16 protein-coding genes and 2 pseudogenes are annotated in these 16248 nt (G+C 63.2%); 12 read left to right on the top strand and 6 right to left on the bottom strand.

Translation table 11 applies throughout. The features are described from left to right. A pseudogene (locus EQZ23_RS20095) lies at window positions 1–320 on the top strand (hypothetical protein); the annotation flags it as partial. Window positions 321–404: 84 nt separating this feature from the next. Here the strand turns inward: EQZ23_RS20095 and EQZ23_RS18775 are convergent. The 3 genes from EQZ23_RS18775 to EQZ23_RS18765 are packed head-to-tail and all read right to left on the bottom strand — an operon-like array spanning window position 405 to window position 2993. Beyond that, on the bottom strand, window positions 405–800 hold the full coding sequence (locus tag EQZ23_RS18775; protein WP_128455991.1) for a lasso peptide biosynthesis B2 protein: 396 nt from the start codon (window positions 798–800) through the stop codon (window positions 405–407). A 10-nt stretch (window positions 801–810) separates the two neighbouring features. Beyond that, the gene (locus tag EQZ23_RS18770; protein ID WP_128455990.1) at window positions 811–2727 is read right to left on the bottom strand and encodes an asparagine synthase-related protein; all 1917 of its coding nucleotides are present in this window, start codon (window positions 2725–2727) and stop codon (window positions 811–813) included. Continuing rightward, window positions 2724–2993: a PqqD family protein gene (locus tag EQZ23_RS18765; RefSeq protein ID WP_164913523.1), complete on the bottom strand. Its 270-nt coding sequence runs from the start codon at window positions 2991–2993 to the stop codon at window positions 2724–2726. Before EQZ23_RS18765 ends, EQZ23_RS18770 begins: the two co-directional genes overlap by 4 nt. Window positions 2994–3166: 173 nt before the next feature. On the opposite strand from EQZ23_RS18765, the gene EQZ23_RS18760 reads away from it, so the two are divergent. After that, the gene (locus tag EQZ23_RS18760; RefSeq protein ID WP_128455988.1) at window positions 3167–4000 is read left to right on the top strand and encodes a hypothetical protein; all 834 of its coding nucleotides are present in this window, start codon (window positions 3167–3169) and stop codon (window positions 3998–4000) included. Window positions 4001–4048: 48 nt separating this feature from the next. Here EQZ23_RS18760 and EQZ23_RS18755 read toward each other — a convergent pair whose 3' ends face one another. Then, window positions 4049–4543 carry a hypothetical protein gene (locus EQZ23_RS18755; RefSeq protein WP_240663686.1) on the bottom strand — a complete coding sequence of 165 codons (495 nt, stop codon included), beginning with the start codon at window positions 4541–4543 and terminating at the stop codon, window positions 4049–4051. Between the two features lie 505 nt (window positions 4544–5048). Here EQZ23_RS18755 and EQZ23_RS18750 point away from each other — a divergent pair. From EQZ23_RS18750 to EQZ23_RS18725, 6 genes are all read left to right on the top strand, one after another. After that, entirely contained in the window at window positions 5049–6092 is a 1044-nt protein-coding gene (locus tag EQZ23_RS18750; RefSeq protein ID WP_128455987.1) for a replication initiator protein A, read from the top strand. Window positions 6093–6539: 447 nt separating this feature from the next. Then, window positions 6540–7346, top strand: coding sequence for a helix-turn-helix domain-containing protein (locus EQZ23_RS18745; RefSeq protein ID WP_128455986.1), 807 nt, complete (start codon window positions 6540–6542; stop codon window positions 7344–7346). Between the two features lie 280 nt (window positions 7347–7626). After that, on the top strand, window positions 7627–8295 hold the full coding sequence (parA, locus tag EQZ23_RS18740) for a ParA family partition ATPase (protein WP_128455985.1): 669 nt from the start codon (window positions 7627–7629) through the stop codon (window positions 8293–8295). Continuing rightward, entirely contained in the window at window positions 8292–8621 is a 330-nt protein-coding gene (locus EQZ23_RS18735; protein WP_128455984.1) for a ribbon-helix-helix domain-containing protein, read from the top strand. Before parA ends, EQZ23_RS18735 begins: the two co-directional genes overlap by 4 nt. Window positions 8622–9864: 1243 nt before the next feature. Then, a complete protein-coding gene (locus tag EQZ23_RS18730) occupies window positions 9865–10239 on the top strand; it encodes a hypothetical protein (RefSeq protein WP_128455983.1) in 375 nt (124 codons plus the stop codon). 503 nt (window positions 10240–10742) lie between these two features. Continuing rightward, window positions 10743–11126 carry a hypothetical protein gene (locus EQZ23_RS18725; RefSeq protein WP_128455982.1) on the top strand — a complete coding sequence of 128 codons (384 nt, stop codon included), beginning with the start codon at window positions 10743–10745 and terminating at the stop codon, window positions 11124–11126. Between the two features lie 26 nt (window positions 11127–11152). On the opposite strand, the pseudogene EQZ23_RS18720 reads toward EQZ23_RS18725, so the two are convergent. After that, window positions 11153–11313 (bottom strand): annotated as a pseudogene (locus tag EQZ23_RS18720) (IS3 family transposase); the annotation flags it as partial. 213 nt (window positions 11314–11526) lie between these two features. Here EQZ23_RS18720 and EQZ23_RS20410 point away from each other — a divergent pair. From EQZ23_RS20410 to EQZ23_RS19980, 3 genes are all read left to right on the top strand, one after another. Further along, window positions 11527–12942, top strand: coding sequence for a sugar transferase (locus EQZ23_RS20410; protein WP_128455981.1), 1416 nt, complete (start codon window positions 11527–11529; stop codon window positions 12940–12942). A 13-nt stretch (window positions 12943–12955) separates the two neighbouring features. Next, window positions 12956–13942, top strand: a complete 987-nt coding sequence (locus tag EQZ23_RS18710; protein WP_206364320.1) for a glycosyltransferase — start codon at window positions 12956–12958, stop codon at window positions 13940–13942. Between the two features lie 228 nt (window positions 13943–14170). Then, window positions 14171–14314 carry a hypothetical protein gene (locus EQZ23_RS19980; protein WP_164913522.1) on the top strand — a complete coding sequence of 48 codons (144 nt, stop codon included), beginning with the start codon at window positions 14171–14173 and terminating at the stop codon, window positions 14312–14314. Window positions 14315–14452: 138 nt separating this feature from the next. On the opposite strand, the gene EQZ23_RS18705 is transcribed toward EQZ23_RS19980, so the two are convergent. Beyond that, window positions 14453–15169 carry an SGNH/GDSL hydrolase family protein gene (locus EQZ23_RS18705; protein WP_240663685.1) on the bottom strand — a complete coding sequence of 239 codons (717 nt, stop codon included), beginning with the start codon at window positions 15167–15169 and terminating at the stop codon, window positions 14453–14455. Window positions 15170–15226: 57 nt separating this feature from the next. On the opposite strand from EQZ23_RS18705, the gene EQZ23_RS18700 reads away from it, so the two are divergent. Continuing rightward, complete coding sequence (locus EQZ23_RS18700) at window positions 15227–16243, top strand: acyltransferase (RefSeq protein WP_164913520.1); 1017 nt, start codon at window positions 15227–15229, stop codon at window positions 16241–16243. Window positions 16244–16248 lie beyond the last annotated feature (5 nt).

The raw sequence follows: 16248 nt of genomic DNA, 5'->3' as shown, positions 1-16248 counted from the left end.
CCCCCGCCTCTACCCCCGCCTCTGCCCCCGCCTCTGCCCCCGCCTCTGCCCCCGCCTCTGCCCCCACCTCTACTAAGCCGGTGGACTCGCCCATCGAGGCGCTGGGACGCCGGACCTTGTCCACGGCCTTTGTCCGGGTCGGGCCCGATGGGCATATGACGGTGGAACTCCGTAGTGGTCGCGTGCTGGTTCTTCGCGACGTCGTCATGCGCGCCAGGAAATATTGCGGCGTGCAAATGGTCGACGGCGTGCCCGGTGCGCAATATTGCGGCGGATACGCCGATGTCGCGGCAGCGCGGCCCGGCGTCACGCCCGCGTAAAAGACGCCGCGTAAAAGACATCGCAGACGGCGCCCAACCATCGCGACGTCAGGGAATGGGTCAGGGGCTATGTCAGGGGCTGGGTCAGACTGGCGGGAACACCGCCAAGAGGCCGTAGCGCTCCGTCTCCTCGCAACCGATCACGTCGACGTCGCCCGAGCGGACCCAGACATGCGCGATCAGCTGTCCCTTCTCGTCGCGGGCGGCTCCGTAATGCAGCGCTGCGGCCAAGCCTCGCCGACGCAACATCAACTGGGCGGCCAGGCCCTGCTGGAAGCATACCGCCCGCCACGGCACGCGCCGCCCCCAAGCGGCAACCGCTCGGCCGATCGCGCGCGCCTGCGCCTGCGTGGCCGGGGTTCCCGACGCGCGGCCTGCGGATAGCGCGGCAACGCGCCGGAACGACAGGATCGCGATCAGGAGCGATGCGAGCGCCAGCATGGCCAGCGCCTCGGCCAACAGGGGCAGACGACGGATCACAGGTGGCGGATCAATTGCTGCGCGCCGCCCGGCGCAGGAAATGCCCGGCCGCGGTGCCGCGCAGCAGCATCGACCGATAGCGGTCGGTGATCGCCAGCTGGTTCCAGCGCGGGTCGTCCGCCGGAAAGTCTGGCCAGTCGCGGATCAGCGCGCGTAACCGCTCGACGTCGAGCAACGCCCCGGCCGGTCGGCAGCGCTCTATGCCGTCCAATTCCGCGGTGAGCTCTTTCAGCGCGGCGGTTGCGCCGACGTGCCAATCCGCCGCCTGATAGCCGCGCCGCTGCTCGTCGATGAGCTCGGGAGGCAGTCGGTCCGCAAAGGCGCGCCGCGCCAGCGATCGTGGCTTTCCTTCCAGAATATATTGTTCGTCGGGTACGCTCAGCGCCCATTCGATCAGCCGTCGGTCTGCGGTGGGATCGCGCAGGTCGATGCCCCACCCCGCGAGGGTTCCCTTGTTGTAGGATCCCATGTCGACACGATCGAGCCCCCATAGCCGCATCGCACGGCCGTCGCGCCAGGGGCGATAGGACAGATCGCTCCCGCTCGCTGCGGCGCGTCCGTCCAGGTCGGCAATCGCACCGGGGCGCAGCGCGCTATAGCCCTCGAGCGCCAGCGAATGGCCGAAGCGATCGACCAGCCAGGTCCAGACGGCGGGCGGCACGAACGGCCCCAGCGTCGCCGCGCCGATCCGTCGCCGCCGCCAGCCTTGCGCGCGCAGTTGCCGCGCCAGCGTGGCAAGCGCGCCCAGTCGCCCGGTGTTCAGCAGCTGGGCCAGATGGGGAACGCCGTCATGGCTCAGCGTGAAATTGCCAAGCTGCCCGGTGAGAAGGACGCTCACGCCGCGTGCGCGCGCCGCGTCGTTGATCGCCTCGCCCCACATCGCATTCCACGGGTTCATGACCGGTCGCTGGTAGAGATCGAAATGCCGGTCGAGCAGCGGCAGCGGCGAACGTCCGTCACCCTGAACGGTGACATGGACGATGTTGGCGTGAAGGGCCGCGACGCGTGCGGCGATCGGCCCCTCGTCGCCGATCGTTCCGCCGGGCACGGGTGCGCTGGAGCCCGGTACCGCGGTAAACGCGTGGAGGCGCTCGGGCGTCAGCAACCGCGCTGCCGTGGCGGCAACGCTGGCGCTGTCCAGGCCGGCGGACAAATGCGATCCCACCGCCCCCTGTATCCGGCGCAGTCTGACGGCGACCGCACGATCCAGTTCGGCGCGTAACCCTTCGGCGTAGTCATCGGGCTTGAGGCGCAGGATCGTGCGCGCCGGGGTCCACAGCCGGGTCTCGGCAATGCCGTCCGCATCGATCGCGACCGCGTGACCCGGACGCACGCGCGCGATGCCGGCAAAGAAGCTTTCCTCGCCTTCGGGCAGTATCGCCAAGAAGTCGGCCGTGGCGGTCTCGCTCGGCGCATAGGGAATGTCGGGGTGAGCGTGCAGGCCGCGCGGCATCGAGGACGCCGCGACGAAGCCGTCGCCGCGGTGGTAGAACAGCGGTCGCTCGCCCATCGGATCCCGCGCCAGGGTCAGCACGGACCGGCGCGCATCCCACAGCATGACGGCAAATGCACCGACGACGCGGGCAAGGCCTGCAATGCCCCATTTCTCGACGACCGCCATCAACAGCTGCGGCTCGGCCGTGCGCGCGAGATTGACGGACAGGCCGAGCGCGCTCGCAAGCTCGTCGCGGTTGTCGATCCGCGCATCCGCGACGAGCAGCAGCGTGCCGTCGCCGCCCAAAACCGGTCCACGGTCGAAATCGTCTTCGGGAACGAGCGGATAGAGCCGTCGCCCGAGCGTCACCGCGTCCAGCGTACGACGGATCGCCGGGTCCGGCCCGAACGCGGCCTGGGCGTCGAGCATCCGCCCGACCGCCGTTTCCGTCGCCTCGCCGCGCCGGCTCCACAGGCCGGCGAGCGCCGTCATGCGGGTGTCAAGCTGACAAGCTGTTCGCCCTCCAGCGACCGGAGCAGGTCCTGGAGATCAACGCGGCACTCCACCTCGTCGACCGCGTGCTCGGCCACGAGTTCGGCGACCAGCCCGTCTACCGTGCGGGGCTGTTCCAGCAGCTGCCAGACACGCGTCGCGGTCGCGTTGAAGCCGTAGCAGGTACCGCGTTCGACATGCAGGCCGACCAGTTCGCCGGCCGCATCGGCCTCGATCATCCCGGGTTGCCGGGATACCAGCGTCATTCCGTCCACCTGTCTCTCCGTTTGCGCGTCTCGCCCTTGGCGGGGCATGGAGCGGGGGATAAGCCGGGCGAATGTCACCCTGCTCTTCGCCACCCTCTTCGCCGTGTTATCGGGCGTTCGGCCTCCGGTTGCAATCTGCGCTACCGCTTCCCGAACTTCACCCGGACGAGGTCGTGGGTGAAGCCTTCGATCGGGGCATCGACGTCGACGTCAAGCTGGCCCCCGCCCCTCCTCCCGACGCCCCCGAAATCCTGCCTGCGGTCCGCGTCGACGCCGATCATTTCTGGATGGACGTTCCCCGCGTTGGTCGCTTCCTCGTCCGCAACGGGCGCGAGATGAACGTCGAGCCGTGTCCAGGCGCGTCCGACGGCGATGTGCGCGCCTATCTGCTCGGGTCGGCGATGGGCGCGCTCCTCCAGCAGCGGGGACTGCTGCCGCTTCACGCGTCGGCGGTCGCCGTGGACGGACGGGCCGTCGCCTTCATCGCACCGGCAGGCAGCGGCAAGTCGACGATTGCGATGCATCTCCAGCATCGTGGCCACCGTGTGATCTGTGACGATATCTGCGCAGTCGAGGTCGGCGACGGGCGCGCGTGGCTGAGGCCCGGTTTGCGCAACCTCAAACTATGGCGTGCGTCGCTCGGTGCGATCGCGCGGACCCCTGACGGGCTGGAACCGGTACTTGCCGACATGGACAAATACCGCGTCCCCGTCGATGCGCCGGCCGAGGACCGTGCCTTCGATCTCGCCGCGGTGGTGTTGCTCGGCTGGGGGGATGCGCCCGCGATCGCGCCCTTGCCCGGTGCGGAAGCGGTGGGCGCGCTGATCGCCAACACGTTCCGGGGCCAGCTGGTCGCACCGATGGGGCGTCAGGCGGCGCACTGGCGGCAGTGTCTCGATCTTTTCAACGCGGCGGGAGTCCACCGTCTTGTTCGGCCGCGCGCGCTCGACCGGCTCGCCGAGGCGTCTGCGCTCGTGGAACGGCTATCCCTAGACATGTCGCGATGACGGCACGTCGACGTGTCGACGTGTCGATAGTTGGACAGAGGGTCGGTTTCAACGAGCTACCGCGCGCGACTGATGCGCCTCGCTGCGGGCCGATCGAGGACGTAAGGCGAGACGTTCGCGGGTAAGGCGTGGATCCTCGTACAGGTCGCGCAGTGCGCGCAGGCGGAACGCGTTCCACCAGCGTTGCCAGCGATGCTCGGCCGCGTCGTGGAGCATGTGGCAGCGCTGGCACAAGGCGGCGAGGTTGGCCGGCATGTTGTGGCCCGGGTCGTGATCGAGATGCGCACAGGCCAGGACGACATAGGTGGTGCGGACGCCGGCCAGCTCGAACCGGTCGCCGACCGCGATCCGTCGACCGCGCTCGGAGCGCCAGCACCCTGTTTCGGCGTCCCACCAGCGCCCGTCGCCGAGATGCGCCACGAAGCGGCGATGCGGCTGCGCACACTGTTCGCAGCGTGCGCCGGCGCGGCCGAACCGGATCGTGTCCGACACTTGCCGCCAGTCGATCGGATAGAGCCAGCGGTTTTCAGGGCGGATCGGCATCGTGATTCTATGAGTCACCGCCGATTCGAAGGAAAGCGAAATCTTTCGCCTTTCGTTGCCGTCCTGTTCCGGACGTGTTCGAGAAGCGGATCGGCCAACGGTAGAAGCACGACCGCACGACAACACTCGTACATGTCGACACGTCTATATGTCGGACTGTCCACACGTCGAGATGTTGGAATGTTTGCTTTGTTGCCGTCGCCCTCAAATGCGGGGAGATGGATCCGGACTGGTGCGACCAAGCGAACACCCGTGGCAAATGCGCGCCGCACCCTATCACCTCTTCGCACCTGTCGAAGCCTCGACGCACCGACATGTCGACATCCAGACAGAGTGCGACGCGTCGAAGCCCCCTCAGGACCAGGCGGCGCATTTAGTCGATTTGCTTGAAAGGCCCGGTGAATTTCTACTCGAAAGCACGAACTGGAGGGCGGTAGCGTCCCCCCTGCCCCGTATGACAGGAGATGGGATGCCAAAAGTTCGTGCTTTCGAGTAGGAATAGCCAATGACCCGATCGCCCACCGTAAAGCGCACCAAGGATGGCAAGACGCCGCCGTCCAGGATCCCCCAGGGCGAGCTCTTCCTGCTCGACAGCCCGCTGTACGGGGAGATCCGCGGCGAGCGATCGCTGATGGCCTTCCCGTTCTTCGCGCTCAGCAAGAATGCCTGGATGAAGCCGCTCAGCTACCAGACCGATACCGTCACGATCGAGGTCCGCCCGAGCGCCAGCGGCGTGGCGACGATCTACGACAAGGAGATCGTGCTCTACATCGCCAGCCTGATGGCCGCCAAGCTCGAGGCGGGCGAGGATGTCGCGCAGGATTTCGTATTCACCGCGCACGATCTGTTCAGCGTGACCGGCAGCAATCACAGCGCGCGCTCCTATGGCCGGCTGTCGGAGGCGCTGGAACGGCTCCAGGGCACGCAGATCAAGACCAATATCGAGGCGGGTGGCGAGGGCGAGGAAGGGTTTTTCTCGTGGTTGTCCGAGGCAAAGCTGCATTACAACAAGACGCGGGCCGGCGAACGGCGGTTGAAGGCGGTCAAGGTTCGGCTCTGCGACTGGCTGTTCAGGGCGATCCTGCTCGATCGGCATGTCCTCGACTATGCCGCGGCGTATTTTCAACTGGGACCGATCGAACGGCGGATCTATGAAGTCGCACGCTCGACCGGCGATGGCGACGGCTTCGAGATCGATCTCGCGACCTTCCGGCTGCAGATCGGCTACCAGAATCCGCTCGCCAATTTCCGTGCGGCACTGCGGCAAATCGCGGGCGCCGACACGATCCCGGACTATCGGCTCGAGCTGATCGAGACCGTCAGCGACCCCGATGCGGTGGTCGATACCGTCAAGCGCGGCCGCAAGAGCAACCCGGTCAAGGTCGTCATCACCCGGCGCCCGGCCTTGCTCGACTCTGCTCCGTTGATCGGTCCGTCGACGGAAGCGGCCCACGAAGCGGCGCACGAAATGGCGCGGGGATCGATGCGCCACTCGATTTCCGAATCGCGGCGCGAATCGGCATCGCCCGATTCGGATCGGGCATCGTGAATTGATACTCGAAAGCACGAACTTGCATCGGAATTGATATCCGAAAGCACGAATGTGCACAGCAATTCATACTCGAAAGCACGAATGCGCGCATGAATTGATACTCGAAAGCACGAACTTTCGACGGCGAAATGTAAAGTAATTCGTAATTGATACTCGAAAGCACGAACCGTAGGTGCTTTCACTCTTCGGGATTTGCTGCAAAAATCGAGAAATGTCGGCGCTGATGCTGGCACGACCGAAGATGGAGTGGCTGTGACCCCATAAAGGAAAGCCCGGCACGAGGCCGGGCATCCCAAGCTTAGGTGGAGCGACGTCGCCAAACGTCGATCCGGGGTCACTCTCAGACCCCCTTCATATAGCCGGACACGAACTTCGGTTCAAGGATGCGCGTTTCGCGCCACGCCCCTTTTTGCCTTGGTCCCAGCCCCGACAAGGGGATGGAAGATGACGGTTTTTACCCTGAGCCAGGCGACCGCGAGGGCGCTTGGCAAGGCTGGCGCGAGCGTAAGCGCGCGCAATGCAGCGTCTGATGCCGGCACCAAGCGCGCCCGCATGCCGCATCGCACAGGCGCGCCGGTGCTGCGCGACAGTATCGAGGCGGGGACGTTCGAGGAAATGTTCTTCGCTGTACCGGCCAAGGGTGAGACCGACACATTGCTGCGGATCGCCCGCCGGACGCTCGATGCGGGCCGCCGGCTGCGCCGCGAGGCCCGCGCCGGCGATCGCATCCTGACCGCGGCCGAGCGGCGGATCGTCACGATGACCGCTGCTGCCGTCCGGGTCTATGAGGAGATCCTCACGCTGGCACGGCTCAACCGCGGGCGGGTCTTCCCGAGCTACGATCATCTGTCGGATGCGACCAGCCTCGGCCGCGCGACCATCGCCCGCGCCCTCCACATCCTCGAGGATATCGGATTTCTCGTTCGCCAGCGCCGCTTCAAGCGGATCGATGCGGACGGGCCGGGGCCACGCTATCGACAGACGTCCAACGCGTACCGCCCGACCCTGCCCCAGCGTGTGCTCGGTTTCATGCCGCGCTGGATGCGGCCAGCCCCCCTGCCCGATGATGCGGTACAGAACGAAATCGACCGTACCGGCGAGGTCGCGGCGATGGTCGCGGGACTATCCTGCCGGGACATGGCAGCGGCCACGGTTGGGGGGCAATTGGGCAAGATGCTCGCCAAGCTCGGTGCAACGATCGATCGCCGAGAGCGCGAGTCTCATATCCATCCGCAACCGCTCCTAAATTAATATGCTTATCTTATATCGAACCGACCTAGCCGGTCGGTCCTTGCCTGTCGCCACCGGAGAAAACCGTCGAACCAAAACAACCGCAAGGACACAGGAAAATCCCAGAATGCCGGCTGCGCCGTCATATGCTCCCTAGCTGGAGCAAGCGGTTGGCGGTGCGTTTCAGGCGGCTGACCTGTCGATCGGGGGAAACGTCGAGGAGAGGGCAGGGGCGAGGTTTGGCCAGATCGCTTGCCAGCCCTGTTGCTTTGTCGCCATGTAGACATGTAGGGGGTCTGACATGACGACAATCGCAATCATCAGCCAGAAGGGCGGGGCTGGCAAGACGACGCTGGCGCTGCATCTTGCCGCAGCCGCGCACGATTCCGGGCGGGTCGCGCTCGTCATCGACACCGATCCCCAGGCGACCGCCAGTCAATGGGCAGCGTGGCGCCAGGAGGCGCCGCCCGAAGTGATCGATAGTCCGCCGCCTCGGCTCGCCGCCAAGGTCGCGCAGGCGAAAGAGCAGGGGGCCGAGTTCATCGTCATCGATACCCCCCCGCATGCCGACAGCGCCGCCCGCGCCGCAGTCGAGATCGCCGACCTGGTGCTGATCCCGTGCCGGCCCAGCGCGTTCGATCTCTCGGCGATCCAAACGACCGCAAAGCTGGTGCAATTGCTGCGCAAGCCCGCCTTCGTTGTCTTCACCGCCGGCTCGCCCAATGCGCCACGCGTGTATCAGGAGGCCGGCGAACTGGTCGAAAGCTTCGGTACGCCCGCCTGTCCGATCCAGATCCCCGATCGCGCCGCGTTTCGTCACGCCAGCGCCGAAGGGCGTACGGTCATGGAATTCGAGCCGACCGGCAAGGCCGCCGACGATGTTCGACAGATCTACGAGTGGACATGTCGACAGGTCGGCATATCGACACCGACCGTCAAACCGGCGCGAAAAGGAAAAGTCGCAGCATGAGCCGCAAACCCTCGTTCGCCAATCTGCGCGATCGCACATCCCCTGGAGCTGTCACGGCCCCAAGAACTGTCACGGTGCAGGCAACCGCGGACGGCCAGGCGCCGACCGCGAATATCCCGAACGGCCAGACCATAGGAGGGCAGGGGGCCACCACCGGTCCCGCCAGCCGCCAGGGCCGCAAGCAGATCGCCGGTTTCTTCTCGCCCGAAATGTCGTTCGCGATGCATACGCTCGCACGCCGGCAGGGCCGAAGCCTCCAGGCGCTGATGGCCGAATCCTTCAACGACGTCCTGCGCAAGCACGGCGAAAGCCCGATCGGCGATTGACCAGAGCTTGTTATACGCTTGATAGCTCGCTGTTTTCCGCGGGTGCCATCGGCGCAGTTTGGCGTCGGCAACCTCACCCCAGTTGACCATCAATAGAATTTGGATGGCCTTATCCTTCGAGAGGATCGGCATCGTCGCACAGTCGCAACAGCTATCGTGCAGCGGCCACAGTCTCGCGTAACCAAATCCGTTGAGTTTTACAAATATACCCGAATCGGTTGAAGTTCTAGGCAGAATGGTAATGTTACTGCCGTATGGTATGGGCAGAGAATTATACAGGTTACAGCGCATGACTTCCGCAATATTACCCGCAGTCAGCATATGTGCAATTATGATTGCCTGTGGGGGGTTTTGGATAGCTGCGGTCCGTCGCCAAATTAGGCGGGAAGCGCGACGCCACCGTTGGCGCGAAGAGCTACAAAGGAACTGGGAAAATAGGCAAAGGTAAAGTTATCCAGGTAGAGACCTGAATGATTTGTCATTGGCGAAACTATAAGTTATTGCGAAATCCGATAGACGTACTGCTGTTTCAGTCGCCTATTGTCACATGAATCCCGTTAGAATAGTCCGGAAGACCGAGAACACAATCCGGACAATCGCGCGGCTGCATTGAATTTGCCGGCACGGTGCAGGGTAAGGGCTTCAGACTGCCCATGATGCTGGACCTATAACCAGCAAAGACGTCATTCTCAACATCCTTGGCTGTCGGTGCGAGCCGATACGACCTTTGGCAGTTGTGCACCCAAGGACTTGACGCTGTGCCATACGGCCTATGTCGGCTTTAGCCGCTACAACAGCTGTGGGGATTTCACGCAGCGACATGATATGACGACCATGGTTGAGCCGGGCGTCAACGGCATGGCCTCGCGTTCTATGGGGCAGTAACACCAGCCTGCAGCGTAAGCGCACGCCGACGGAAATCCTGAAGGACCGGCTGCGTGCGGAGACGACATTTCACTATGATGTCACCATGACAGTGATGATCATCGAAACGTCCGTCTATGTCGCAGCGGCTTGTCCGAAGCGTCTCCTTCTGCGACCATAGACCTGCGGTTCGGTCAATCCCGGCCGTGGGGCGTCGTAACCCCGATGATCACAAGTCCGGTCGAGAGCTTCTCGGCCGGGTGGCTGTCACGCATGTCCAAGGCTTGCCCAAAGGTGGCAGCGCCTTGTGCTTGTGCAGGGTTACGAACGCCCGGCTCTTCAGCCGGGTCGTGCCTCCATTCCAAGCCGGGGGGGCATCGTGATGGACGATCTGCAAAAGAAAATGCGGGAATTGCTGGGCGGGCTGGGTGAATGCCGACAGCCTGGGTCGGGTCCGGCCAAACTCGATGATTTGCTGTGTCTGGCCATGACAGAGATCACTTTGAACCGACCAACCGGCATGAGCTGTTCCAAGGATGTTTATGCCGAATGGATGGCCGAGGAGGCCGAGCAGTTCGTGTCATTGGCGAGAACGTTAATGCTGGAAATGCGTGACGGGTTTTCGGGCCATCAGCGATTGCTGTTCGGGGGGATCATCTTCGATCTGATCCAGAATCTGGAGAAGTTTATCGACGATACCCTGCTGATAATGGGGGACAGGCAGGAGATAAGCCGGCGTCTCCAAGCCAGCTAGAACGATCACGCCTGGGTGCCGTAAGCGGGATCGACATTTGGCGTCCGACTGGCGTTCACGTGCGTCCCTTTTGCGTCCGATGTGCGTCCCTTTTGCGTCCGCCCCCTAATTTGCACCCTATCTGCACCCCAGTGCTTTTTGGATAAGGGTTCTCGCGCAAGATCGCATCATATCTGCGTTATAATCGCATCATTTTTGCGTCACATTTGCATCATTGGGAGAACTTGCCTGCTGAGCTGCGCTCATCAGGGTAGTTTGGACCCCCTTAAGCTCGGCCAGTCCGTTTCGGACCTGTCAGAGCTTCATTTCCGACCCTTAAATCCGTGATTTTAGGTCGTACACCATACGCACCTTCCGGTGCTGGTAAGTCGTTGAATTACAACGTTTATCCACAGATATCGGTAGGAATGCTGGACCCTAAGCGGACCCTAGTTACGCACAAGCCATTAGAAACATTGATATAAAACAGGCTATTTGGGGTCCGGTCTGTGGTAGGAGGCGTCGTGAAGCTGTCAGATTCCATCAAAGTCCGATTAAGGGAGGGTCAGGCGCTTGTTTACGCCGCCGAGGCCGAAAGCCGGGGCATCGGCCTCGCCGCCTTCATTCGGGACAGGCTCGACCAGACCGACCGGGTTGAGGAAGAACTTGCAAGCATCCGCGTGGCCATGATCGACATGGGCGAAACGCTGGACGAGCTGCGCGATCAGCTCGCTGATACCGGTAATAGCGCAAGCGCCCAAGTGCAGCCGGAGCCGCCAATACCGAACGCCGTTCAGATCGAAACGTTGATGCTGTTGCGGGCAAGTGCATCGTCTCAGGACATGCGAATGGTCTGGGGCGAGCTTGACCGGCAGGAGATAAAGCCATGGCGCGGAAAAGTGCGGTAAGCTGGGCGGTTATTTGGCAGGTCGACCCGTTCGGTCTTCAGCAAGAAAAAGAAGCTCACCATCGCAGCATTGTCCCAGACGTTGCCGGATCGGCTCATCGAGCAGGTGGCGCCATTGACGGCAATCAGCCGCTGGAACTGCTCGCTAGTATATTGGCTGCCTGATCCGAGTGATGCAGCAGCGCATCGGCTTACGGCGCTGGGCGCAGAAGCCTTTGAACGACCTCCTGCGCACGCACGGAAAAAGCCCGATCGACTACTGATGCCGATTGGCATCGCGTCCGAATATACGCTGACCGGCACCCTAGCCGACTGCATCGAGACTAACGGTTGTCGTTTATCCGTGGCATAGGCCAGCGCTGGCGGGCAAGCCACTCAAACGGTCCACCGGAACAGATTAGATGAATATCCAGAGCAATCGTCGCTACGACAGCGTCGCCAACGCTGCAGAATCCTTGATCCTTCCAGACTCGCTGATCTCGGTCAAAAATATGGAGACGCGACGGATCCGCTGTTACGCGGCGTTGGCGGGTGCCGACGTCATTGCGATCGGCTTGGGATTTCTGTTCGCCAATCTGCTGTATCTCGGCACATGGTCCACGCTCCACGGCACGACGATGCTGAGCGTGCTCTTGCCGATCTATCTCTGGGTCGCGGCGATCAACGGATCGTATAACGGCGCAGTCCTGCGCGATCCGCGGGTCGGCGCGTTCACCGCGATCCGGGCGATCGCGTTTGCGGCCGCGGCGATGCTGATCATCGCCTATTCCTTCAAGGTCGGCGCGGCGTTTTCCCGCTTTGTCTTCTGGACCGGCACGTTGAGCGCGGTCGGACTGATCATCGGCGAACGGCTGATCTTGGGTCGGATCATGCTGCGCCGCCTGGGAGGGACGCCGTTCAGTACGGTCGTCGTGGTCGACGGCATCGCCTGGACTGCGCCGTCGCATGGCATGATCCTCGATGCCGCCCAGATCGGGTTCGATCCGGCAACCGAGGATCCGCTCGAATATCACCGGCTCGCCAAGCTCGTCGCGCATGCCGATCGCGTGGTGATTGCATGCCGCGACGACCGCGTGGTCGCGTGGGCGCATGTGCTGAAGAGCATGGCGGTCGACGGCGAGATCCTCACGCCCGAGGTCGATCGCATCGGCATGATCGGCGTCAGCCATTATCATAACCACCGGACGCTGGTGGTGTCGGCCGGGCCGCTGCATCTGCGCGACCGCATCATGAAGCGGCTCTTCGACATCGTCGTCTCGGCGATCGCGTTGCTGCTGCTGTCGCCGTTGCTGGTCGGCATCGCGATCGCCATCCGCCTCGAATCCCCCGGCGCCGTCCTTTTCCGGCAGCAGCGGATCGGCCGCGACAACACGCTGTTCATGATGCTCAAGTTCCGCAGCATGTTCGACGACCAGTGCGATGCGACGGCCAGCGTGCTGACGACCCGGAGCGACAGTCGCGTGACCCGGATCGGCCAGTTCATCCGGCGCAACAGCATCGACGAATTGCCCCAGCTGATCAACGTGCTGCGTGGTGACATGAGCATGGTCGGGCCGCGGCCGCATGCGTTGTCGGCCCGCGCGGCCGAGCAGCTCTATTGGGAGATCGATGCGCGCTATCGGCATCGCCATGCGGTCAAGCCGGGCGTGACCGGGCTCGCGCAGGTCCGCGGCTTTCGCGGGGCGACGGTGCTGACCGCAGACTTGACGAACAGGCTGTCGTCCGATCTCGAATATCTGCGCGACTGGTCGATGGGTAAGGATATGTGGATTTTGTTCAGGACCATCTTCGTCATCAGGCACGACAATGCCTTCTGATCCGGCCTTTCCCGTGTCCGAAACCGCAACTCAGCCCGGAACCCAGCAGTGGACGATCGATCCGGCACGCGTGTCGGTGGTCATCCCGACGCTCAATGCCGGCGCCTATCTGGGCGCACTGTTGCCGGCGCTGGCGGGGCAGGGGCTCGCGCCCGAACAGTTTTTGATCGTCGATTCCGAATCCGACGACGACAGCTGCGCGGCATTCCGCGCCTTTGGTGCGACGGTCGTGGGCATCGAGCGCCGCACGTTTAATCACGGCGGGACCCGGCAGCGCGCGGTCGAGATGCGGCCCGAGGCCGATATCGTCGTCATGTTGACTCAGGATGCCATTCCGCAGGCGCCGGATACGATCGCCCGACTGGTCGACGCCTTTGCTGACCCACAGGTCGGCATGGCCTATGGGCGGCAGCTGCCACGTACCGTCGCGCGCGGTATCGAGCGGCATGCCCGACTGACCAACTATCCCCCGGCATCGGAAACGCGGTCGCTCGAGGATCGCGCGCGAAGCGGCGTGAAGACGGTATTCTGTTCGGATTCCTTCGCCGCCTATCGCACTGCGGCGCTGGCGGCGGTGGGTGGCTTCCCCGAGGATGCCTTCTTCGCGGAGGACCAGCTGGTCGCGGGACAGATGCTGATCAACGGTTGGCGGATCGCCTATCGCGGTGACGCGGAGGTGATCCACAGCCACGGCTATACGATCGCAGAGGAATTCCGCCGGTATTTCGACGTAGGCGTGTTCCACGGTCGCAATCGCTGGCTGCTCGACACCTTCGGCACGGCCGAGGGGGAGGGGCTTCGTTTCATCCGCTCGGAACTCAGCTATCTCGCGCGGCACGACCCGCTGCAACTGCCGTCGGCGGTCACGCGCACCTTCGCCAAATATGCCGGCTACAAGATGGGCAGCCGCGAGGCCAAATTGTCGAACCGCTGGAAGCAGCGCCTGTCGATGCAACCCTTCTACTGGCGGCAGCGCGATCGCGCCGAGCGACAGGCCTGAGCGACGTCAGGTCGTCCGGGCTGCGGTCAGATCGGCGATTTCCGTGTCGAAACGGCAGGACAGCGGGGCTCGGCTGTCCTGCAAAACGTGACCGGACCTGAGGGGGTGCCATCGGAATCTACTCTGAAACACGTACATATATACCATGTATTCCGCGACTTACCGGCGATACAAAGATCTCGGTGCAGCTTTTGACGCATCGATTTCAAGGATTTTCGGCCAAACCCCATGCCAGAAAACGATCGCCAATATTATGTCGCCAGGGCTGCCGAGGAGCGGTCCATCGCGGGAATGACCAGCGACGGATGTGCGAAAGCCGCGCATCTCGAACTCGCCCGTCGGTACGCCGATCTGGCGAACGGCAAGGTCTAGGCGTACTTCGCCTTGCCAAACCTTGCCTCGGATCGTGATGCCCAGGTCATCCCAAAAGGCGCTGGCAAGTGCAACTATCGAGGTCGACCGGCGGGGGCACATCGGCGATCGTCACACCCGATAGTCCGCAGCGCTCGATTACTTCGATCGCAGCAGGCGCAGGATCACCGGGCGTTCGAGCGCGGCCATCGTGACGAAACCGGTGTCGTCGGGATGTACGGGATCCGCCAGCGGAATCCCGCCCTTGTCCTGCGCGCGGGCATAATCGATCACGACGATCCCTGCGGCCGCGATCTCGCCGGACTTGATCATCGCATTGAGCGCAAGGCGTTCGCGTTCCTTGTCGGGCGGGAAATGGCGCGCCAGGATGGTCCCGACGGCGACCTTCCAGCCGCTCGCTTTCAGGCCCGTCACATAGGTCCGCAAGGTGCCGTACAGCGCAGGCGCCTTGTCGCCCTGTTCGAGGTCGTTCGAGCCTGCAAGCACGATCGCGACGTTGCGGACGCCCGGTCGTTTGATCGCGCCGATATCGTTGATTCCGGCGATCGACCCTAGCGTTATGCCGTTGATCCCCTTGTTCACGACATCGACTTTCGTCCCGAACCGTTGCTCGAAAAGCGCAGGTCGGGATTTAGTGGCTGGGTCCGAAGATCCCTGCCCGAAAGTGATACTGTCGCCCACGAACACCACTTGGTCGCGCTGCGATTTGATGTATGGCGATAGTGCTGATGCGGATCCGGTCGCAGCGGCGAGGCCAAGGCCGGTGGCAAGCCAAGCGGCCTTCGCGATGGCAGATCCCCGACCTAGCCTACGGTAAACACGGAATATTATGTCGATCGCCTCCGTTGCCCCCATTCCGGTCTTTGCATACCCGAAGGGCTCACATCCCTTCATAATTCGGATCCGCTAGCAGTGCAAGACAAGCGTACATTCCTGCGTATCCAGATATTGCGGTTCATCGCTGCTGCCGTCGTCGTCGCCTATCACGCGCAGATCACGACGATATCCTATTTCGGAGGCAGCGACCCCTATCCGTTACTTGAACTGGGTGTCTACGGGGTCGACCTGTTCTTCGTGATATCGGGCTTCATCATCGTCTTTATCGGCTCGAGCCGGGAGACGACGGCGTCGGTGTTCGTGAAGCGCCGAGTCGAGCGGATCGTCCCGATGTACTGGATCATGACCGCCGCCACGTTTGCCCTGACGCATATCCCGGGGCTGGCGCGAAACGAGGTATCGGGACCCTGGCACCTTCTCCAGTCGCTGCTGTTCGTGTCGTGGGTCAACGGGCCGGAGACCTATCCGGTATTGAACGTCGGCTGGACGCTCGAATACGAAGTGTTGTTCTATGCCGTCGCCGCAGCGTCGATGGCGTTGACCAAGCGGGCCTGGGCGACGGCCGCGTTCGTCATGCTCGCGCTCGTCCTGTCGGGGCGGGGAACGTCCTTCTTCCTGCAGAATCCGATCATGATCGAGTTCGTGTTCGGGATGACGATCGGCACGTTCCTCTATGATCGCCGGCTGTTCCCCTGGATGCTGCTCGGCTGTGTTCTCGTCCTGCTGACCCTGCCGATGAGCGGTGCGGCGTGGCGGGTCTGGGCTTTCGGGGTACCGTCGGCCGCGCTGGTCTCGCTCGCGCTCTATGCCGATTTCCGCAGACCCTATTCGGGTACCGTGCTGCCGGAACTCGGCAATGCGTCCTATTCGATCTATCTCGTCCACGTGATCGCGATATCGTTCGTCTGCAAGGTCGCCTCGGTGATGGCGCCGAACCTGTCGACCGCGGTCGGTGTGCCGCTGATATCGGTGTTCGCGATCGCCGTCGGCTATCTCTCCTATCGGCTGATCGAGCGAAACCTGCTTCGCCTCCTGGGTCGCAAGCGCCGCAAGGCCGCGCTGGTGATCAATCCCCCCGTCCACGCCAAATAGGCCGA

Origin of the sequence: Sphingomonas sp. UV9 (assembly GCF_004101245.1) — a bacterium.
Classification (GTDB): domain Bacteria; phylum Pseudomonadota; class Alphaproteobacteria; order Sphingomonadales; family Sphingomonadaceae; genus Sphingomonas.
This window is presented reverse-complemented; position numbering and strand designations above follow the sequence as displayed.

Bases quoted from the DNA above. Each gene is read 5' to 3' on its own strand.
- EQZ23_RS18770 (WP_128455990.1), bottom strand. From the start codon at position 2,727: ATGACGGCGCTCGCCGGCCTGTGGAGCCGGCGCGGCGAGGCGACGGAA.
- EQZ23_RS18765 (WP_164913523.1), bottom strand. From the start codon at position 2,993: ATGACGCTGGTATCCCGGCAACCCGGGATGATCGAGGCCGATGCGGCC.
- EQZ23_RS18755 (WP_240663686.1), bottom strand. From the start codon at position 4,543: ATGCCGATCCGCCCTGAAAACCGCTGGCTCTATCCGATCGACTGGCGG.
- EQZ23_RS18750 (WP_128455987.1), top strand. From the start codon at position 5,049: ATGACCCGATCGCCCACCGTAAAGCGCACCAAGGATGGCAAGACGCCG.
- EQZ23_RS18745 (WP_128455986.1), top strand. From the start codon at position 6,540: ATGACGGTTTTTACCCTGAGCCAGGCGACCGCGAGGGCGCTTGGCAAG.
- parA (WP_128455985.1), top strand. From the start codon at position 7,627: ATGACGACAATCGCAATCATCAGCCAGAAGGGCGGGGCTGGCAAGACG.
- EQZ23_RS18735 (WP_128455984.1), top strand. From the start codon at position 8,292: ATGAGCCGCAAACCCTCGTTCGCCAATCTGCGCGATCGCACATCCCCT.
- EQZ23_RS20410 (WP_128455981.1), top strand. From the start codon at position 11,527: ATGAATATCCAGAGCAATCGTCGCTACGACAGCGTCGCCAACGCTGCA.
- EQZ23_RS19980 (WP_164913522.1), top strand. From the start codon at position 14,171: ATGCCAGAAAACGATCGCCAATATTATGTCGCCAGGGCTGCCGAGGAG.
- EQZ23_RS18705 (WP_240663685.1), bottom strand. From the start codon at position 15,169: ATGGGGGCAACGGAGGCGATCGACATAATATTCCGTGTTTACCGTAGG.